This window comes from Collinsella sp. AF28-5AC, assembly GCF_003457875.1.
Lineage (GTDB): Bacteria > Actinomycetota > Coriobacteriia > Coriobacteriales > Coriobacteriaceae > Collinsella.
Genome location: NZ_QRTA01000020.1, coordinates 1 through 20,046 on the forward strand (window position 1 = coordinate 1; position 20,046 = coordinate 20,046).

General features: G+C 59.3%; 13 protein-coding genes, 1 tRNA gene and 1 rRNA gene. 11 read left to right on the forward strand and 4 right to left on the reverse strand.

Annotated elements, in window-relative coordinates:
• Positions 1-95: 95 nt before the first annotated feature.
• From rrf to DWZ01_RS09720, 9 genes are all read left to right on the forward strand, one after another.
• Positions 96-211: ribosomal RNA gene (rrf, locus tag DWZ01_RS09680) — 5S ribosomal RNA — on the forward strand.
• A 174-nt stretch (positions 212-385) separates the two neighbouring features.
• Complete coding sequence (gene acpS, locus DWZ01_RS09685; protein WP_055252164.1) at positions 386-925, forward strand: holo-ACP synthase; 540 nt, start codon at positions 386-388, stop codon at positions 923-925.
• Entirely contained in the window at positions 926-2,542 is a 1,617-nt protein-coding gene (locus tag DWZ01_RS09690) for an NAD(P)H-hydrate dehydratase (protein ID WP_117848847.1), read from the forward strand.
• Between the two features lie 2 nt (positions 2,543-2,544).
• The gene (alr, locus tag DWZ01_RS09695) at positions 2,545-3,690 is read left to right on the forward strand and encodes an alanine racemase (protein ID WP_055252165.1); all 1,146 of its coding nucleotides are present in this window, start codon (positions 2,545-2,547) and stop codon (positions 3,688-3,690) included.
• 8 nt (positions 3,691-3,698) lie between these two features.
• Entirely contained in the window at positions 3,699-4,319 is a 621-nt protein-coding gene (locus tag DWZ01_RS09700) for a uracil-DNA glycosylase (RefSeq protein WP_117848849.1), read from the forward strand.
• A gap of 12 nt (positions 4,320-4,331) precedes the next feature.
• Positions 4,332-4,838: a tRNA (adenosine(37)-N6)-threonylcarbamoyltransferase complex ATPase subunit type 1 TsaE gene (gene tsaE / locus DWZ01_RS09705; RefSeq protein WP_117848850.1), complete on the forward strand. Its 507-nt coding sequence runs from the start codon at positions 4,332-4,334 to the stop codon at positions 4,836-4,838.
• Positions 4,825-7,209: a tRNA (adenosine(37)-N6)-threonylcarbamoyltransferase complex transferase subunit TsaD gene (tsaD, locus tag DWZ01_RS09710; protein ID WP_117848852.1), complete on the forward strand. Its 2,385-nt coding sequence runs from the start codon at positions 4,825-4,827 to the stop codon at positions 7,207-7,209. The genes tsaE and tsaD overlap by 14 nt, the downstream gene beginning before the upstream one ends.
• Before the next feature lie 802 nt (positions 7,210-8,011).
• Complete coding sequence (locus DWZ01_RS09715) at positions 8,012-9,901, forward strand: carbon starvation protein A (protein ID WP_117848854.1); 1,890 nt, start codon at positions 8,012-8,014, stop codon at positions 9,899-9,901.
• Positions 9,902-10,084: 183 nt separating this feature from the next.
• Positions 10,085-12,277: a hypothetical protein gene (locus DWZ01_RS09720; RefSeq protein WP_158557030.1), complete on the forward strand. Its 2,193-nt coding sequence runs from the start codon at positions 10,085-10,087 to the stop codon at positions 12,275-12,277.
• A gap of 366 nt (positions 12,278-12,643) precedes the next feature.
• Here DWZ01_RS09720 and DWZ01_RS09725 read toward each other — a convergent pair.
• The 4 genes from DWZ01_RS09725 to DWZ01_RS09740 all read right to left on the reverse strand — a co-directional run bounded on the left by DWZ01_RS09725 (position 12,644) and on the right by DWZ01_RS09740 (position 17,393).
• Positions 12,644-12,718, reverse strand: a tRNA-Gln gene (locus DWZ01_RS09725).
• A gap of 38 nt (positions 12,719-12,756) precedes the next feature.
• The gene (locus DWZ01_RS09730; RefSeq protein ID WP_199411031.1) at positions 12,757-13,662 is read right to left on the reverse strand and encodes a peptidoglycan-binding protein; all 906 of its coding nucleotides are present in this window, start codon (positions 13,660-13,662) and stop codon (positions 12,757-12,759) included.
• A 139-nt stretch (positions 13,663-13,801) separates the two neighbouring features.
• Positions 13,802-14,815 (reverse strand): polyprenyl synthetase family protein, encoded by a 1,014-nt coding sequence (locus DWZ01_RS09735; RefSeq protein ID WP_117848858.1) that lies wholly within the window; start codon positions 14,813-14,815, stop codon positions 13,802-13,804.
• Between the two features lie 127 nt (positions 14,816-14,942).
• Positions 14,943-17,393, reverse strand: coding sequence for a PTS transporter subunit EIIC (locus DWZ01_RS09740; RefSeq protein WP_117848860.1), 2,451 nt, complete (start codon positions 17,391-17,393; stop codon positions 14,943-14,945).
• A 229-nt stretch (positions 17,394-17,622) separates the two neighbouring features.
• Between DWZ01_RS09740 and DWZ01_RS09745 the strand changes: the two genes are divergently transcribed.
• Together DWZ01_RS09745 and DWZ01_RS09750 are read left to right on the forward strand one after the other, a co-directional pair.
• A complete protein-coding gene (locus tag DWZ01_RS09745; protein WP_117848862.1) occupies positions 17,623-18,342 on the forward strand; it encodes a GntR family transcriptional regulator in 720 nt (239 codons plus the stop codon).
• Positions 18,343-18,649: 307 nt separating this feature from the next.
• A complete protein-coding gene (locus DWZ01_RS09750; protein WP_117848864.1) occupies positions 18,650-19,966 on the forward strand; it encodes an ABC transporter substrate-binding protein in 1,317 nt (438 codons plus the stop codon).
• Positions 19,967-20,046 lie beyond the last annotated feature (80 nt).

The following is a 20,046-nucleotide window of genomic DNA, read 5'->3' on the forward strand; positions in this document are numbered from 1 at the left end:
GGATGCCCCCGAGTCAGATCTTTCCTATGCGCCATGCGGCCCCCAGGGCACGTAGATGAGACCCAGGACACCGTAACGGTGGGCGCCGCCCACCGGTCAGCGGCCAGAGCATGGGGGGCACGCCCGGTCCCGTTCCGAACCCGGAAGCTAAGCCCCATCGCGCCGAGAGTACTGCGGGGCCAGCCCGTGGGAGGCCAGGGCGCCGCTGACCGGTGGACGGCACCGAGCCGTCATCGAACTTAGAAGGGGGGAGGCCTCGCGGCCTCCCCCCTTTTTTGCGTTTACGGGTTTTGTCTCACATAGTAGCTGTGTTTTATAACCCTCGTTTGTCGCATCTTCTGTGAACGGGCTACAATAACTTAGTCTGTGCGATATGGAGGTGAACATGGCTGAAGCTGGTATCGGCGTTGATATCGTCGAGATTTCCCGCATGAAATCAATTCTTGAAAAGACGCCGTCGTTTGCTCGGCGTGTGTTTACCGAAGAAGAGCGTGCGTATTGCGATGCATCATCGCGTCCCGCTGCTCACTATGCGAGCCGCTTTGCTTCGCGCGAGGCGGTGCTTAAAGCTCTCGGCACGGGTTTTAGTCAAGGTGTAGGTCGCAAGGATGTTTCGGTAACGCGTGATAAACTCGGCAAACCGAAGGCTCTGCTTTCTGGTCGTGCTCTCGAAATCGCCCAGGATTTGGGTGTTGTCGAGGTCGCTCTTTCTATTACCCTTACGGGTGACTTGGCTGTCGCTAATGCCATTGCAATCACCGAGGATGCTCGACCTAAGCCTAAGGAAGAAAAAGTGAGCAACAAGAAACGCGTTGCGCAGACATTTAAAGAGGCTCGCTCTGTTTTAGATGAGCTTGAGCAGCTGCAGAATTCAGCATTGACGGAGCACCTGGGCGATGCTTCGCAAGATACGCTAGGAGCATAGATGAAACCGGTTTTGAGTACCGAAGAAGTCGTTCGTCTCGAGGATATCATCGAACGCGAAGGGACTTCGAAGGCCGAGCTTATGGAGCTAGCGGGTGAGTTTGCCGCCAACGAGGTCTTGAAGCTCAATCCCGATCGGGTTCTCGTTCTGGTCGGTTTTGGTAATAATGGCGGCGACGGTTGGGTTGCCGCCGATATCCTGAGCCACAAGGGTGTGGACGTGGATATCGTTTCTCCGGTTGAGCCGGATGAGATTCCTGCTGCTCTGGCACGTCATGTTGCTCGTCGAACTGCCGGCCGCGATGTGCACGTTTGCGTCGGTCCCTCGCGTGACGAACTCGAGGTTTTGATCGATAAGGCCGATGTTGTTGTCGATGCCATTTTTGGTACCGGTTTCCACGGGAATCTGCGTGCGCCGTTCTCCATTTGGATTCCTACGGTCAATGAATGCGCCGATTGTGTCGTATCCATTGATGTCCCCTCGGGCCTGAATGCCGAGACGGGCGTTGTTGATGACGACTGCATTCGTGCCGAGCGCACGGTGACGATGATTGCGCCCAAGATTGGTCTGTATAGCGATGATGGTCCTGAGTATGCTGGCGATTTGATCTGCGGCAATCTTTACGACCGTCTTGACGAGGTCATCGATGATGTCGACCACGCCGCCGAGATTGTCGAGCCCGGTGACTTAGTTGATTACTTTGCTCCGCTACCATCGAATATCGATAAGTATTCCCGTGGCTCTGTGCTTATTGTCGCCGGATCTGCGCAATATCCTGGTGCTGCCATTATGGCGGCCAAGTCTGCAGCTCGCGCGGGTGCTGGTTACGTGGCAGTCGCGGCTCCTGACGCCTGCGCCAATCTCATTCGCATGGCACTTCCTTCGATTCCGGTCTTTGCTATTCCGTCTGATTCCCGCGGCTCCTTTGGCGCCGCTGCGCGCATGACGGTGTGCGAGATCGCAAAGAAGTACAGCTGCGTGCTGTGCGGTCCCGGTATGACGACGTCTGCCGGCGCTATGCAGGTGGTTTCGGGCTTGCTCGAGCTTGATGTACCGCTAATTTTGGACGCCGATGCACTCAACTGCCTTGCTAAGATTGCCATTGACGGTATTGATAGTAACCCCGAGATGTATCGCCGCGAGCAGCCGTTGGTTATGACGCCGCACTATCGTGAGCTTTCGCGCCTGGTTGCCGGTGACGAGGTGAACGACCTTGGTACCGCGATTGCGGCCGCGCAGAAGGTTGTCTGGGCTGCAGGCTCCGACAATCTGGTGGTCATAGCCAAGGGGCCGACGACGGCTATCTGTGGCGTTGAGCGCGTGCTGCTGCCACTCTCGGGTCCGGCTTCTCTGGCAACTGCCGGTTCTGGTGATGTTCTCGCGGGTATTTTGGCCGGCACGCTTGCCACCATGCGCGACGAGATGGATCGTTGGGAGCTGCTGTATTCGTACGCCGTCGCACTTCACAGCTACGCCGGTTTTGCCGCGGCGACGGAGTATGGTGAGAAGAGCGTTATCGCGACCGATCTTATCGACTTGATCGGTCCTGCCATGGAGCTGGCGGCAAAGGATGCGCTCGAAGATCTGGGAATCATGGACGAAGGGTCGGATGACTAATCATGAATAAAGCCGATTTGACGCGCTGGTCCTGGGTCGAGATCGACCGCGGGGCGCTCCGTCGCAACACGAGAGCCTATAAGAACTTGTTGAATCCGCGTCAGCGCCTGTGCTGCGTGGTCAAGGCCGATGCTTATGGTCATGGAGCTGTTGAGTGCGCTAAGATCATGTATTCGGCTGGTGCCGACATGTTTGCCGTGGCGACGGTTAACGAGGGCGTTGAGCTCCGACAGGGCGGGATTACGAAACCCGTCCTCATCCTAAGCGAGCCGCCTATCGAGGCTATTCCGACGTTGCTCGAGTTTGATATCATGCCCTCGGTCTATACGTCTGACTTTGCTCTTGCGTATGGCGAATGTGCCGTCGCGGCGGGCAAGGTGGGCAAGTATCATCTCGCCATCGAGACGGGCATGAACCGCATTGGCGTACATTACACGCAGGTGCTCGACTTTGTCCGCGGTATTAATTTCCATCGCGGTATTCAGTGCGACGGCGTATTTACTCACTTCGCCACGGCCGATGAACCTTCGGGTTGGGACTACAAGCTGCAGTGCCAGCGTTTTACCGAGGCCGTTCAGGCCATTAAGGACGCAGGTTTTGAATGCGGTATCGTGCATTGTGCCAATACGCCGTCCTCGATGCTCGATTCTTCAATGCACTTTGACATGATTCGTGCCGGCATCGGTTTGTATGGTCTGCAGCCATGTGAGCTGAGTGGTCGTGTGATGCAGCTTGATCCCGTCATGAGCGTCCACGCGCGTGTGACGCGCGTGGCGCATCCTGCGATGGGCGAGGGCGTGGGCTACGGCTTTACCTACCGCGTACCGCGCACGCGCGTTCAGATCTGCACCCTTCCGATCGGTTATGCCGATGGCCTTTCGCGTACGCTTTCCAATCGTATGGACGTGCTGTATCGCGGCGAGCGTGTGCGTCAGGTGGGCAATATCTGCATGGACCAGTTTATGGTCGCCATTCAGTCCAACCCGGCGCATGAGATTCCCGAGGCCGAATATGGTGACGAGATGATCATTGTCGGCCGCGATGGAGATGCCGAGATTACCATGGACGAGATGGCGCGCCTACGCGGCACGATTAACTACGAGGTCGCTTGCGGCTTTGGTATGCGTCTCGACAAAGTCTACGTGTAGGAGCCGCTATGGGCGTCATGCACATCCCCGGCCATAGCCATCAGGCGCCGCGTGAGGTCGCACTCGAGGAGATCGAGGCCGTTCTGGGCGATTGTCACCTTTGCCAGCTTTACCAGTCGCGCCATAACATCGTGTTTGGCGTGGGAAACCCCCACGCTCGCGTGATGTTTATTGGCGAGGCGCCGGGCCGCAATGAGGATTTGCAGGGCGAGCCCTTTGTGGGGGCGGCAGGCGAGGACCTCAACGGCATTTTGTCGCTGGCGGGGCTCAAACGCGAAGACGTCTACATTGCCAACGTGCTTAAGTGCCGCCCGCCGGGAAACCGCAATCCGCGTCCCGAGGAAGTGCTGGCTTGCTCGCCGTTTTTGCGTGAGCAGATTCGAAGCATCTGGCCCGATATTATTGTGACGCTCGGCAACCCCGCGACGCACTTTGTGCTTAAGACCGAGATTGGCATTACTAAGCTGCGCGGCAGGTTCCACCAGATGGGGCATTTTGTAGTAATGCCCACTTTCCATCCGGCAGCAGCGCTACGCAATCCAGCGTGGCAGGAGCTGCTGGAGGAAGACTTTAAGATGCTGGGCGACTATCTGGGGCGACATCCCGCACCAGAGGACGCCTCGGAATAATAAGGAGCATATATGTCCCTGGAGCGCCTGGGGGTAGGTACTTACAAAACGACTTGCGCTGCCGATACGGAGTACTTTGGCGAGCTAATTGCACCGTGCCTTGAGGACGGAGATGTGCTCATCCTGACCGGTGGCCTGGGAGTGGGCAAAACTCACTTTACCAAGGGCGTCTCGCGCGGGCTGGGCGATGGGCATATGGTTACGAGCCCTACGTTTGCGCTCATGGCCGTTCACGATCAAGGTCGTATTCCGCTGTTTCACTTTGATCTATACCGCCTGGAGCATGCCTACGAGCTCGAGGATACGGGCATTTTCGATGTGCTGGGCTATGAGGGTGCTTGCCTGCTGGAATGGGGCGAACAATTCCAGGACGAGCTGACGGATGAGTATCTTTCGGTGACGCTCGGGCGTGATGAGGGCGACAGCGATGTGCGAACGATAACGCTCGAGGCGCACGGTGACCGCGCAATGGAGCTTTCCCATTTGATTGATAAGGCTGTACAAGATGAGCTTGCATAACGACAACGCGCTGGTGGTGGCGCTCGATACCTCGACCGACATGCTTGCCTGCGCGGCAAGCTGGATTGATGGGCAGACGGGCGAGACGAAGCTCGTGAGTGGCGACCACATGTGTCGCCGTCACGCCAACGTTGAGCTCGTGAATACCGTTGATGGCGTGCTGGCTCAAGCCGGTCTGGATCGCAGCGATGTTGGTTGCTATGTGGTCGGCCGCGGCCCGGGGTCCTTTACGGGTGTGCGCATCGGCATCTCCACTGCCAAGGGCCTCGCGCGTGGTGCCAATGTTCCGCTGCTGGGCGTGTCGACGCTCGACGCTTGCGCTTGGACGGCGTGGAAGGCTGGCGTGCGCGGCAAGCTTGGTATCTTGGCCGATGCTATGCGCGGTGAGGTATATCCGGCGCTGTATATGCTGGTCGATGAGGGTCCCGAGCGTCAATTTGAGCGCGAACACGTGGTCAAGGCCGCCGTGGCGCTCGATGAGTGGCGCCAAGCAGCGGACTGGGGCCAGGTTCAGCTGACCGGTGACGGTCTCGTGCGCTATGGCAAGCTGCTGGGTGAGGACGAGGCCGCCCGCTGCGTGGAGCGCGACCTGTGGTGGCCTTCGGGCGAGGGCTTGCTGCTCGCGCACGCTGCGGGTGACGGCGATCCGGCCCGCGTCCTGCCGATTTACACGCGCCTTTCGGATGCCGAGGAAAACGAGCGCAAGCGTCTTGGTCTTGCCGAGAGTGCGCACAGCGAAATTACGGGCGTTGCCGATGAGCTCGCCGGTCGTCATCTGCAGTTCCGTCCCATGGGCGCGGCGGATGCCGAGGGCGCGAGCGCGCTGGAGGCTACTTGCTTTGAAGGTGCCGGACACGAGGCGTGGACGCCGGGCATGTTCCTGTCCGAACTGGGCGAGGACGTCGCTGCGCCGCGTAGTTGGTGGGCGGCACACGACGACGGCAAGCTGCTGGGCCTTGCCGGCGGTATGGTCGTGGACGGTGATGTGCAGATTCTGGATGTCGCCGTCGACCCGGCACATCGCCGTGAGGGCATTGCCCGCAAGCTGCTGTCGCACGTGAGCTATGATGCCCAGATGCTCGGCTGCACTACGGCTTCGCTCGAGGTCGAGGACGGTAACGAGGGAGCGACCGCGCTTTATAACGCTCTGGGCTTTACCGAGGCTGGCCGTCGCCGCGGCTACTATGGTGCCGGCAAGGACGCCATCGTCATGACGGCTCCGCTGCCCCTGGTGCTTCCGGTCGACAATGCTTCGCCCGAGCCGACGGCGGCAGAGCAGCGTGTATGGCCGCTGCCTGCGCCTGGGCGCTCCGAGGAGGAGCGCGCCGAAATTGAGCGCCGCCGCCTAGTGCTCGCTATCGAGAGTTCCTGCGACGAGACGGCCGTGGCGATTATCGATGCGGATGGCAATATGCTGGCCAACCAGGTGTCGACACAGATTGATTTTCACGCCCGCTTTGGCGGCGTGGTGCCCGAGATCGCCTCGCGCAAACACGTTGAGGTGATTGTGAGTGTCGTGGATGCGGCGCTCGAGGATGCCGCGGCATCGCTTGGTCTTGAGGGCGGAGCCATCGCGCCGAGCGAACTCGCCGCTGTTGGCGTGACACAGGGTCCGGGCCTGGTGGGTGCTCTGGTAGTGGGCGTCGCCTTCGCCAAGGGCTTTGCCTATGCCGCCGGCAAGCCGCTCGTGTGCGTCAACCATCTGGAGGGCCATCTGTTCGCCAACCTGCTGGCGCAGCCCGATCTCAGGCCGCCGTTTATCTTCACGCTCGTCTCGGGCGGTCATACCATGCTCGTGCACGTGAAGGCATGGGGCGACTACGAGGTACTTGGTGAGACACTCGACGATGCTGTGGGCGAGGCCTTCGACAAGGTAGCCAAGGCGTTGGGTCTGGGCTATCCCGGTGGCCCCATCATCTCCAAGCTGGCCGAGACGGGCAACCCCCGCGCGATCGATTTTCCTCGCGCGCTTAACAGCAGGGGAGACTATCGTTTCTCGCTTTCGGGTCTTAAAACGGCCGTGACGCTCTACATTGAACAGGAGACCAAGGCCGGGCGCACGATTCACCTGCCCGATCTGGCGGCTTCGTTTGAGGCAGCTGTCTTTGACGTGCAGTACAAGAAGGCCAAAAGCGCACTGCACGCTACCGGATGCAAGGAATACTGCATCGGTGGCGGCGTCTCGGCCAACCCGCATCTGCGCGAGATGATGATCAAGAAGCTTGGGCGTCAGGGGATCCGCGTAACGGTGCCGCCCTTGTCTGCCTGTACCGATAACGCAGCCATGATCGCGGAGGTCGCTCGCCGTAAATTCGACCGAGGTGAAATCTCGCCGTTCGACGTCGACGCCGATCCAAACATGACGCTGTAGCTGGTACGGCGCGGTCCCCGGACGGAGGGGCCGGATATAAGGTTTCCTGCTCTACAGTCCTGCTCACGACGGAGGCCACATTAAGTGGCCTCCTGTTCGTGCGGAACTCGCGATAAAGTTCATATGCGGCCGTTGGCGCCCGGGCAGCGCCGGGGACCTTTCTGTATCGATATAGCTTCTGAGCTGGATCGGCGTCGACAACGTCCAGCAAGGTTAACAAGCCAGCGTCGAATTTCCGGCGTGCTTTAGCTGAAAGAAAAGATGGCATGCGGAGCTTTGCTCCGCATTTGGGATGGGAGCCCCTCGGGAGCGAGCGAGCGTATACAAGGTTTATCGCGAGTTCCGCACGAGCCGGAGAGCACTTAATGTGCTCTCCGTGCGAGCAGGACTGTAGAGCAGGAAACCTTGTATACGCCCGCTCGCTCCCGAGGGGCATCTCTCATGCAAAAACTTTTGTTGGGTAAAGTCCGAGGTCAGTGGCGTTTTATACCGAGAATTTCAAAAAAAGTTGAAAATTCATTACAAATTTGCGTTGACTTTAGGTAACTAAAGTTTCATACTGCTTTTCATCCACTGGGGGATGTGAACACGCACGGATTGTTCGCATCATGATTGAAGAGGATTTCCTAGACATGTTCACGCATCAGCTAAACATTATCAGCGTAGTAATTATCTGATGCGGGTTAGCACATACAGCTAGCCCGTACGATAACGGGCGGCTGATGAAGATGAGGGCCGTCGAGCGCAACCGACGGCCCTCATTTTTTATGTCTGGGAAGTTCTTTTTAGAGGAGGAAATGTAATGAACGGAGTTTTGCTCATGGTTGTGGCCGCGGCGGTGCTCGCCTGCGGCTATCTGGGCTACGGCCGCTGGCTGGCCAACAAGTGGGGCGTTGACAAGGACGCCCTCACGCCGGCCAAGCGCATGAAGGACGGCAAGAGCTTCTCGCCCGTCTCCGCCTTTACCGCGTTCTCGCACCAGTTCAGCTCGATCTGCGGTGCCGGCCCTGTCACGGGTACGATTGTTGCCATGGCCTTCGGCTGGCTGCCCGTCGTGCTCTGGGTCCTCGTCGGCGGCATCTTCTTTGGCGCCGTCCACGACTTTGGCGCCCTGTACGCTTCGATGAAGAACAACGGCAAGTCCTTGGCTCAGCTCATCGAGAAGTACATCGGCAAGACCGGCCGTCGCCTGTTTCTGCTGTTCTGCTGGCTGTTCTGCATCATCGTCATCGCCGCTTTCACCGACATGGTCTGCAAGACGTTCATGTTCACCCCGGCCGTTGACGCTTCCGGCGCCGCTACCGGTGCCATCGACTTCACCAAGTCCTATGCCGCCGGCTGCGCTGGCACCATATCCATCCTGTTCACCTTCGTCGCTATCGCCTTTGGTTGGGCCCAGAAGAAGTTCAACCTTACCGGCGCTGCCGAGTTCGTCACCGGCGTGGTGCTCATGGTCCTCATGTTCGCCGTCGGCATGCAGTTCCCGCTCTACCTGGACAAGTTCCAGTGGTTCGCCGTCGTTATGGTTTACCTGGTCTTTGCTGGCGCCATGCCCATCCAGATGCTCAAGACCCCGCGCGACTACCTCACCTCGATCATGATGATCGTCATGATCGCCTGCGCTGTCCTCGGCATCGTCGTCCTGGGTGTTAACGGCCAGGCCACCATCACCGCTCCGGTCTTTACCGGCTTCTCCGGTGCTTCCGGCATGATGTTCCCGGTCCTGTTTGTCTCCGTTGCCTGCGGCGCTCTCTCCGGTTTCCACAGCCTCGTTTCTTCCGGTACCTCCTCCAAGCAGGTCGAGAAGGAGCAGGACGCCGTCAAGGTCGGTTACGGCGCCATGATTGTCGAGTCCTTCGTCGGCATCCTTGCCATCATCGTCGCCGGCATCATGTTCTCCGATATGAACACCGCCGGTACCGGCGCCCTCAACGCTGGTGTCGCTTCCACCCCGTTCCAGATCTTCGCCGCTGGCATCTCCCGCGGTATGCAGGCCTTCGGTGTTGACGGCACGCTCGCTACCGTCTTCATGACCATGAACGTCTCCGCTCTGGCCCTGACCTCGCTCGACGCTGTCGCTCGCATCGCCCGCACCTCGTTCTCCGAGTTCTTTGCCCAGACCAACGATGCTCTGGCCATCGAGTCCAAGGCCGGCTATATGAAGGTCCTCGGCAACCCCTGGTTCGCCACGGTCGTCACCCTGCTTCCCGGCCTCGCCCTCGCCTTTGGCGGCTATGCCAACATCTGGCCGCTCTTTGGTGCCTCCAACCAGCTGCTTGGCGGTATGACCATGATCACCCTCGCCGTGTTCTGCAAGTGCACTGGCCGCAAGGGTTGGATGCTCTACGTGCCCGTCGCCTTCCTGCTCTGCTGCACGTTCACCTCGCTGGTCCAGAGCGCCATGGGCTGCATGACCGCCGTCCAGGCTTATGGCTTCTTTGGCACCATCCCGGCTACCGCCACCACGGCTGCCGTCTCCGTCGCTGCCACTAAGGGCCTGCAGCTCGTCTTCGCTGTCCTGCTGATGGTCCTGGGCCTCATCGTTGCCGTCAACTGCCTCAAGGAGTTCTTCGGCAAAGAGGCCGGCTCCATGCCCGACGAGGAGCTCGAGTGGTCCGAGATGGGCAAGGCTGAGTACGGTCGCGCCGCTGCTGCGGAGGCTCCCGCCGATGCCGAGGCTGTCAAGGCCTAGTCGACTTGATGGAGTGATCGTTCCATCCATATGACTCGGAAAGACCGGGTCTGCGACTTCGCGGGCTCGGTCTTTTTTCATGCGAAAGCGGGTGACGCTCGAGTGTTCTCGCAGATGTTTTGCGTGGATAAGGGTGCGCGTTGTACCATATAAACGTATATGTGTACATATGAAAGGGGCCCCGTGGCCAAGACGGTATATTCCGATAATCAAAACAATGTCGATGCTTTGGCTGAGCGCCTGAGCAGCCAGACGTCGCTTTCTGCCGAGCGCGCCAAGCTGGTTGCCTACGACCTGCTCTGCCGCAAGGCGCTCAAGATCAAGTCGAGCGCGCTGGCGCAGATTTTCCGTTCCGTCGATAAGGAATGCGACACCAAGGCGATGCGCGACGAACTCATCGCGGCAAAGATCGTTACCAAGATCGAGGGTAGCGGCATTAACGGGCGCCCGGCGTTCTATACCATCAATGCCGAGATCCGCGATGCCCAGGAGCGGCCTGCCGAGTCCGTCGAAGATTTTGTCGTCGAGGATTTCGCTGACGTGCCTGCTGTGGAAGAAGTTGCTCCGCGTGAGCATGTCGATACCGATGAGTTGCTCGATGAGAACGTCGTGCGTGCCTTTACGGCCAAGGCAGGACGCGGCGGTTTTGGCGGGGGCGGCAAGCGCGATGCACAGCGCCGCGCCCAGCAGGAGCGCTTCCGTCGCGCCGTTGCTCGAAAGGGCGAGACGGATGCCGAGGCTGTTGAGACCGAGGTTGCTGCCGAGTCGCAGAGGCCCGCGAAGGAGCAAAAGCCCGTGGAGGCCCAGGAGCCCCAGCGTCGCCGTGGTGCCCACTTTAAGGCTGCGCAGCAGGATGTCGCGCATGAGGTTGAAGAGCCTTCCGAGGCTGCAGACGATGTTGAGGAGTCTGCCAAGAAGGCTCCGGGTTCATGCCGTCCCGGACGTGGTTTTGCGAGGCGCGCGTATCCCGTAAGGCGTCAGGAGAAGGGCGAGCCGGCTTCGACCGCTCAGGCCGAGAAGGCCGAACAAACCGAGAAAACCGTTGAGCCGGCGGCTCGCGAGCAGCAACCTTCCGAGTCGCAGCCTGCGGCTGACACTGAGGTCAAAGCTCAACAGACCGCTGATAAGCAGGCTGGGGAGAGCGCCTCAGGCAAGCCCCGCCGTCGTCGTCACCGCGGCGGTCGTGGCTCAAATGCCGAGGCCGCGGCCGAGAAGACAGCGACACAAAACGGAGATGAGAAGGCCGAGACTCCGGTGGATCAGGTCAAGCGCCAGCCGGCGAAGGAGGCCAAGTCCGATCGTCCGCAAAAGCGCTCGTCTGCGCCCAAGCAGGAACGTAATACCCGGGCAGATTCCAAGCGTAAGCCTCATGCACAGGCTGAGCCTGCCGCGGCTGATAGTGCTACCCAGCAGCCCGAGTCGGCCGTCCACGGCGAGGTATCGGCGTTTGCCCTTGCCCGCGTTTTGGGCAGGCAGCTGCTCAAAGTTGTCCCTACGCCTACGGCGCTCTCTAAGATCAAGGAGCAGCAGACTCAAATTGTTAAGGTCGAGGGCAAGGACGGCAAAAAGGCGCCGCAGCGCACTCAGCACAACGAGATGTCCAACCGCAAGATTGCCGAGGAAATCGCAATCATCCAGGCTTGGATCGAGCAAAACCGAGGTGCCGATACGCCGGTTGCCTCGCGCCGCCAGCGTGCCTACCAGATTTTTAACGACGAGAAGGCTTTTGACGGCAAGCACGGTGAGCGCCTGATAAGGCGCATGACCGAAAAGGGCATCAGCATGCAGGCGATCAAGGTCGCCCCCAACCGCCCCGTGCACTTTACGGGTTTCTTTACGCTGGGCGCCGATAAGCCGTTCATTATGGTCGAGAACCTGGACACCTACGACGAGATCGTCAGGCTGCTGCGTGGCCGCAAGCACGCCAAGCTCTTTGGCATCAAGGTGGGCGGCGTGATTTTTGGCGGCGGATGCAAGGCGAGCGTCTCGCATGCCCTGGACGATTATCTGGCTGAGATCGGCTATCGCTTTAACTACGTCTACTACGTGGGCGATATCGACCGCGAGGGCGCGCGCATCGTCGAGCAGGCTCGCAATGCCAATGTGGTTGAGATTCGCCTGCATGCCGGCATGTACCGCGCCATGCTCGCCGAGCATAAGCGTCGCGTGAAGGCCGGCGGCGAGTGCGAGCCCGCGGCTGCCAACCAGGGCGTGCCGCAGAACTTGGCGGCGACGATTAAGGATCTGCCCATGGTCACGCGCGTGCAGTTCCGCAATGTGCTGCGCGAGGGCGGGCGCATTCCGCAGGAGATTCTGATGACCGCGGACTATCGGGATGGCGACTCGGGAAGCTTCGACCGCATGCTCAACAATTAGGGACGTGTGGCCCCGGCGGGCCGGGCATTAAGTTTGCTGCTCTACAGTCCTGCGCAAGACGAAGGCCACATTAAGTGGCCTTCTTTGCGTGCGGAACTCGCGACAAACTTAATGCCCGGCCGGCCGGGGCCACACGGCACTTTGTAGATGGCGGCTCGCTTTTCGGAACTGGGCTGATGTGGGACGGAGGGATTCCGCGTCCGCCTGGTCGGCGGCCGCGCCCCGCTGCGTCGCTTCGCTCCTTGCGTGCTGCGCTGGAAAACGCTTCGCGTTTCCTCAGCTCCGCACCCTTGCGGGCTCGAATTCCTCCGCTTGCCCACAAGAAAGCGCCCTGGGCCGTTATGGGCTTAGGGCGCTCAGTTTTAATGGCTGGGACGGAGGGATTCGAACCCCCAACAGCCGGCACCAAAAACCGGAGTTCTACCGTTGAACTACGTCCCAATGTGTGGTGTTGCCCAAAAGCAACTCGTCTAGTTTACCTAATCTGCGAGGGCATCGCAAACGCCATCGAGTAGGCGTACGGCGAGCGTCTGCGCGTCGCTGGCCGTGAAGGTGCCGTTGTAGCGCGTCATGCCCGTGAGCTCAATGCGAATGCGAGCCGGCTTCTGCTGCACGGCGACATTGGCGGTGCGGATGCGCTGGGCCAGGTTGTGGCACTCGGCGAGGGCAATCGTGGCGCGTGGCGCGGCGTCGGCGGGCAGCTCGTCGCTTGCGATCTCGAGCACCAGGTCAACGTCGGTTGGGACCTCGGAGTCGCAGAGCATCATGCCGCTGTTGTCGGTCGTTGCCGTGGCGATGTTCCACATGCGCGAAGCAACGCTGCGTGCGATGGGGTCCTCACCGATAACGGCGATCTGGAAGCGCTCGAGCACGTTGGCGGCGCGAGCAAAACCGATGCGGGACTCGGCTTCGGTGACCGAGGGCTTGCCCTCCCACACATGGTGCAGGCGGTTGATGTAGGCGTAGGTGTCCTGGAAGGCCATGCCGTCGGCAAACAGGCCGACATTTTCCTGGAACTGCTGCAGGGCGGCCTCGGTATGCGGACCAAAGTAGCCGTCGTCTTCGCCACAGGCAAAGCCCAAAACGTTGAGAGCGCGCTGCAGGGCCTTGACGTCGGCGCCGTGAAAATTGGGCATGCGAAGATACAGGGTGCGGTCGCCCAGCTTATACGAGGCGTCGACCAGGGCGCTCCAGCAGGGGATATCGACAGCATAACCGGCCGCAAGGCCGCTATCGAGCCTAAACGTGCCAACGGCCTGCTCGGTGGTGGTGCCAAAGCGCTTGTCGGCGACCTCGTCGGCATCGATGGTGTAACCGAGCTGCAGAAGGCGGGACTGAACATCCTCGACGGCTGCTCCCTGCATGCCCGTGGTAATAGGTTCCATGAACGAACCCCTTTCGGCGTACGATTCGTACTATTTTGAGCGCGTGTCGGATAGACAACGCGAGACAATGCATAAACATGCACTCAACAGTGTAGCAACTTGTACCCAAACGCGCTGCCCACAGGTTTTGTGACCCCCGCTAGTTGAGGCGCTCCACAAAGAAATCTGCCATGGAGAGGAACAGTTCGCGTGCGTGCGGGTCAAGCTCAACGTTCTCGATGGCAGCCTTGGCTTTTGCGGTCAGGTCCAGCGCGTAGGCGTGAGCATATTCGATGGAGCCGGTCTGCTGGAAGATCTCCACGGCGCGCGCGAGCTGCGCGGGGTCCTCGGTGCCCGAGGAAAGGATTGCCTCGACCTCGTCGTGATGGCGCTCATCAGACAGGGCATGCACGGCAACGAGGGTGCGCTTGCCCTCGGTGATATCGGTGCGGAAGTCCTTGTTGGCGGCCTCCTTGGTGCCGATCAAGTTGAGCAGGTCGTCTTGAATCTGGAAGGCAAGGCCCGTGTGCAGCCCAAAGGCGCGCAGTGCCTCAATCTGCTCTTCGCTGCCGCCGCCGATAATGGCTCCGGCGGCAAGCGGCGTCGCTCCGCTGTAGTACGCGGTCTTGTGCGTCGCCATGTCCAGATAATCGTCGACCGAAATGTCAAAGCGCCCGTCGCGGACCCAGCCCAGGTCGAGCGCCTGGCCCTCGATGGTACGGACGATCATCTCGGTAAGCTCGTGGAGCACGCGAAGCTTCACGTCGGACTCCAGCGTGGGGTCGTCGAGAACCGTCTTGGTGACCATGGTGAGCGCCAGGTCACCGCAGTTGATGGCAAGACCGGTGCCCTCGGTAAGGTGCATGCAGGGCTTGCCGCGACGAATCTGCCCGTTGTCGGCGATGTCGTCGTGGATGAGTGCGCCCGACTGAAAGTGCTCGATGGCCGCCGCTGCGCTGCGGGCGCTCTCAAAGCTGCCGCCTACCGCAGCGGCGGCGAGCATGCAGATGAGCGGGCGGTGGCGCTTGCCAGCGTTTGCCGTAAATGCCGAGAGCGGGGTATACAGGTAGCGCTCGATATCGGCGGAAGTCGCCTGTCCGTCAAAGAACGTGGCCAGATAGTCGTTAATCTGGTCAAAGTGCTGGGCTAAAAAGCTGGTAAACGGACTGGACACGGGTTCTCGCATTCTTTGATAGGTTGCATCGTTGCATTATGCAGACAACATATTGCCACATTAGGGCGTCGAGCGCGGCGGTTGAAGACGATTGGTCCATGCGGCCGCAAGTGCGGTAGGGGCTTGGCTAGATAAGCCCAAAGTGTTCGAGCGCGGTGACGACGCCGTCGTGGTCGATGCTGTCGGTGACATAGTCGGCCTTTTCCTTGAGGAAGTCCGGCGCGTTGCCCATGGCGATGCCAACGTCGACGGCGTTCATCAGCGAGACGTCATTGCTGGCATCACCGATGCCATACACCATTCCATGGTTGGGGTCGAGAGCGTCGAGTACGGACTGGATACCCTCGCGCTTGGTGCATTCGCGAGGCGAAATCTCGGTCACTTCGAGCTCGAGCTCGTTAAAGCAGAGTAGCGGCTCAAACGCTTGATCCTGAGCGATGCGGTTGGCAAGCGACGTGGACATTAAGATCTTGTAGGCGCTGTAATGTTGCAGCTGTGTAATTGCATCGCCCACGGTGCGGGCGTATCCCGGGGCGTCGGGCGCATCGGCACTCATGCGAACGACGCCATTGAGTCCCTCAAAACGAATCACTTCGTCCGATTGCTCAAGAATGGGAGCAAGGCGCTGCAGCATGCCGGGCGTCATCGCCAAATCGCGAATCACGTGTCCCTCAAGTTCGACATAGCCACCCGCGAGGCAGACGATGCCGGTCCAGGGCAGCTCGAGCAGCTTTGGATGGATGCAGCTCAGCGTGCGCCCTGTGCAGATAAACGCCATATTGCCCTTGGCGACAAAATCACGGATGGCTTGCGAGACCGCTTCATTGGGATAGGGGGAGAGGTCTCGCTCGCTCTCGGGAAGCTCTTGTGCCACTCGAGGGTCTTGCCAGGCGAGTGTTCCGTCGATATCGAAGAAGCAGATATCGCCGCGCTTATGGGCTGCGCTGGCTGCAGGGGAGGCCGAGGTGGTGGGCACAAATCCCGGCTCGAGGCCCATGATCTGGTCAAAATGCTCTTTAACGCGGGGAACGGAGATGCCAATAATCACCTGGGCGGTCTTGCCCGTAATGATGAGGCCCTTGGCGCCCACCGCGACAAACGATGCGTTATCTGCAACGATGGAAGGGTCTGCGACCTCGACGCGCAGACGCGTGGCGCAGTTGGTTGCGCCCACGATATTGCCAACGCCACCTAAAAGCTGAATTACCCGCTCAGCGAGGACGTGATCTTGATCGGATCGACTATCGGCCTCGTCGTTGGGAGATTGCTCTTTGGCAAAGCCGCTTTCCGTTAAACGATCGATTGCCGCGCGATTGGCGACATGATCCTCGCGGCCCGGCGTCTTAAGGTCATAGGCCAAGATGAGTGCTCGAAAACTAACAAAAAAGATGAGGCTAAAGGCAAGGCCGATACCGAGCGCCAAAAGATAGGCACCGGCATGCGTGCGCATGAGCGGAATAAAGTTGAAGGCTGCCATCTCCATGAGGCCGCCCGAGAAGATGCCGACGATGCCAAAGAGATTCATGGTTGTGGCAAGGCAAGACGATAAGACGGCGTAGAGAAAAAAGAGCCCGGGGTGGGTGAACATAAAGAGAAACTCGAGTGGCTCGGTAACGCCGCAAACCACCGAGGCGATGATGGCGGGAACAAGGATGACCCTGAGGCCGGCGCGGCGCTCGGGTTTTGCGGTGGAGTAGAACGCGGCTGCGATGGCAGGAAGGCCAAAGAGCTTGACCCAGCCAGTGGCGGTAAAACCGGCCCACGGCGCAAGCTCATTAAGGGGGCGCGTGCTATGGGAGAGGATGGGGAGCAAGCTGCTCCACGTGGCGTAGATGCCGTCGTTAATGACCAGGTTGTCGTAGTAGATCGGCATGTAGAGCAGGTGGTGCAGCCCCATGGGCTCGAGCGCTCGCTCCAAAAGCACAAAGATGCCCACGCCAAAGGGGCCGACGCTCGTAAGTGCATGGCGCAGCGTTTCGGTCATTGCGTATACGGAGGGCACGATGGCGGCCGAGATAGCGGCAAGGGCAAACACGGCAAAAAAGCTGATGAGGTAGACCAGCGAGGAGCCCGAGAAGGTGCCGAGCCAATCGGGAACCTTGGCATCGTAGAAGCGGTCATGGATGGCGACGACGGTTGCCGATACCGCCAGCGGGCCGATAATGCCGGTGTCGAGCGTCTTGATGCCGTCGATGATGGTGATGCCGCTAGCGGAGGTCAAAGACGACGGGTACTTAAGTCCAAGATTGTCTCCGCTCAGCTTAATGATCTCGCTCAAAAAGAAGCAGTAGGCAAAATAGGCGACGAGAGCCTCGAGGCAGCAACGAGCCGGTTGTTTTTGGGCAAGACCGATGGGCAGCGCTACGGCAAAAAGGAGCGGGAGGCGTTTAAAGACCGTCCACGAGCCGCGCTGGATGATGGTCCAAAAAGCGTACCAAGGGGTTCCGTATACGGCGAGATCGCCGACGATGTCCGCAGTCGTTGCGAGAGCGGAGACGCCGACCATGAGGCCTGATATAGAAAACAGCATGGCGGGCGCGAACATTGCCCCGCCAAAGCGTTGGATTTTTTGCAGCATGTTCTGCCTTCCGAATATCGAGGCGCGTTGCGCGTGGGGAAACGTTTAAACAATGGATTCATTGTAGAGGACCAGACGATTGTCGTACCGGCAGTTTTGAGCGAAACCGATTTGGGCATGACAGAAACCGTCAACGGTTAAATCCTGTCGCTTTACCGATATTCGGTTTAAACAACTTTAAGAAATGCTATCGTGCCTAGCCGGAAATGAACAATGTAGAGGTGAAGTCATGCCAAAAGCGATTTACGAAGGAATCTACCGTGAGATCCGTTCGCGCATCATTAACGGGACCTATGCGTTTCAGGAGATGCTGCCAACCGAAGCCGAGCTGACCGCGGAGTTCGGATGCACGCGCAATACCGTCCGTCGCGCCTTGGGTATGCTGGCCGACGGGATGTTTGTGCAGCCCATACACGGCAAGGGCGTGCGCGTTATTTGGCTTAAGGGCGAAACCGACATGTTGGGCGCACTCGAAGAGGTTGAGTCGTTTGGCGAGTTCGCAAAACGCAACAATGCCGTCGCATCGACCGAGGTCAAGTCTTTTGAACATTTGATTTGCACTGAGCAACTCTCTCGTCGCCTGGGCTTTAAGGTGGGCGAGGAGCTGATTCGCGTGGTGCGTGTCCGAAGCCTTAACGGCAATGCGCGCCAAGTAGACCATGGTTACTTTTTGGAGTCGATCGCCAAGGGTCTGACGCCCGAGATCGCGGCGGATTCTATCTACGGCTATCTGGAGCACAAGCGCGGCGTCAAAGTGATGGCGAGCCGTCGTACGGTGAGTGTCGAGCTCGCCAACGATGAGGACTGCAGCTATCTTGACCTTGGTAAGTACAACTGTGTCGCCGTCATGGAGAGCCAGTCGTACACCTCGGACGGCATCTTGTTTGAGGTCACGCATGCCCGCACGCATCCCGAGATCTTCCACTACCGCGTCAACTCCAAGCGATAGCCGGCTAGCTCGCAGCCTGACGAGACTTATGCCCTCAAAGCGAAAACGCCCGGTCAAACCGACGATGCATCGGCTTGACCGGGCGTTTTCTCTGCATTCGATAACAAATAATTGTTTATACAAAACTTGTCAAGTATCAAGTTGAATATTACCGTTCACCGAAGTTTTTCTACCGCTCTAGTAATACTTGTTCAAACAACTAGCCAAATAGCGTATTGTACAAATCAGCAAAAGGGGCAAAGTCCCCGAGCCAATCTCCGAAGGCGGCGGCAAAGGGTGCCGCCACGGTGTGAAAGGGTGGATTGTAATGAAGAACGAAATGAGCAGAAGGCAGTTCCTGGGCTTTGCTGGTTCCGCGGCTGCGGTTCTTGGTCTGGGTCTCGTGGGCTGCGGTGGCTCCGCCGGCTCCGGCTCCTCTGCTTCTGGTGACGCTGCCGAGGTCTACTTCCTCCAATTCAAGCCCGAGGTCGACAAGGAGTGGAAGGAGATCGCCAAGGCCTATAAGAAGGAGAAGGGCGTCGAGGTCAAGATCGTGACCGCTGCCTCCAACACCTACGAGGAGAAGCTCAAGTCCGAGATGTCCAAGAGCTCCGCTCCGACCCTGTTCCAGGTCAACGGCCCCACCGGTCTTAAGAACTGGAAGGATTACTGCGCCGACCTGTCCGATACCAAGCTCCGCGGTGAGCTCATTGACGACTCCCTGGCTCTGCAGTCCGATGGCAAGGATCTGGGCATCGACTGGGTCCAGGAGAGCTACGGCATCATTTACAACAAGCAGCTGCTCGAGAAGGCTGGCTACAAGGCCGAGGACATCAACTCCTTCGACAAGCTGAAGGCTTGTGCCGACGACATCCAGGCCCGCAAGGACGAGCTTGGCGTTGAGGGTGCCTTCACTTCTGCCGGCATGGATGACTCCTCCAGCTGGCGCTACACCACCCACCTCGCCAACCTCCCGCTCTACTACGAGTTCGAGAAGGAGCACAACCAGGAGGACGACGAGATCAAGGGCGAGTATCTCGACAACTTCAAGCAGATTTTCGACCTGTACATCACCGACTCCACCTGCGATCCTTCGCAGCTTGCCTCCAAGACCGGCGACGACGCCACCAACGAGTTCGCAACCGGCAAGGCCGTCTTCTATCAGAACGGCTCTTGGGCATACGCTGACCTCACCAAGGCCGGTATGACCGACGACCAGCTCGGCATGCTGCCGATCTACATCGGCGTCGACGGCGAGGAGAACCAGGGCCTGTGCTCCGGCGGCGAGAACTACTGGTGCGTCAGCTCCCAGGCTTCCGAGGATGCCCAGAAGGCCACCGAGGACTTCATGTACTGGTGCGTCACCGCTGACACCCCGACCAGCATCATCGCCGACAAGATGGGTCTGACCGCTCCGTTCAAGAGCGCCAAGGAAACCACCAACGTCTTCTCGCAGCAGGCCGTTGCCATGGCCAAGGACGGCAAGAAGACCGTCGCTTGGGACTTCGTCTACATCCCCTCCGAGGAGTGGAAGAAGAACCTCAAGCAGGCTCTGATTGCCTACGCTGCCGATAACAGCAAGTGGGACGGCGTCAAGAACGCCTTCGTCGATGGCTGGAAGACCGAGAAGGCTGCTTCCGAGTAAGTAGTTGCTGCCCAAGCTATCTGATTAGCGACAGGGGGCGGGCAGACGTTGGTTTGCCCGCCCCCTGCATATTGAAAGGA

Bases quoted from the DNA above. Each gene is read 5' to 3' on its own strand.
- acpS (WP_055252164.1), top strand. From the start codon at position 386: ATGGCTGAAGCTGGTATCGGCGTTGATATCGTCGAGATTTCCCGCATG.
- DWZ01_RS09690 (WP_117848847.1), top strand. From the start codon at position 926: ATGAAACCGGTTTTGAGTACCGAAGAAGTCGTTCGTCTCGAGGATATC.
- alr (WP_055252165.1), top strand. From the start codon at position 2,545: ATGAATAAAGCCGATTTGACGCGCTGGTCCTGGGTCGAGATCGACCGC.
- DWZ01_RS09700 (WP_117848849.1), top strand. From the start codon at position 3,699: ATGGGCGTCATGCACATCCCCGGCCATAGCCATCAGGCGCCGCGTGAG.
- tsaE (WP_117848850.1), top strand. From the start codon at position 4,332: ATGTCCCTGGAGCGCCTGGGGGTAGGTACTTACAAAACGACTTGCGCT.
- tsaD (WP_117848852.1), top strand. From the start codon at position 4,825: ATGAGCTTGCATAACGACAACGCGCTGGTGGTGGCGCTCGATACCTCG.
- DWZ01_RS09715 (WP_117848854.1), top strand. From the start codon at position 8,012: ATGAACGGAGTTTTGCTCATGGTTGTGGCCGCGGCGGTGCTCGCCTGC.
- DWZ01_RS09730 (WP_199411031.1), bottom strand. From the start codon at position 13,662: ATGGAACCTATTACCACGGGCATGCAGGGAGCAGCCGTCGAGGATGTT.
- DWZ01_RS09740 (WP_117848860.1), bottom strand. From the start codon at position 17,393: ATGCTGCAAAAAATCCAACGCTTTGGCGGGGCAATGTTCGCGCCCGCC.
- DWZ01_RS09745 (WP_117848862.1), top strand. From the start codon at position 17,623: ATGCCAAAAGCGATTTACGAAGGAATCTACCGTGAGATCCGTTCGCGC.
- DWZ01_RS09750 (WP_117848864.1), top strand. From the start codon at position 18,650: ATGAAGAACGAAATGAGCAGAAGGCAGTTCCTGGGCTTTGCTGGTTCC.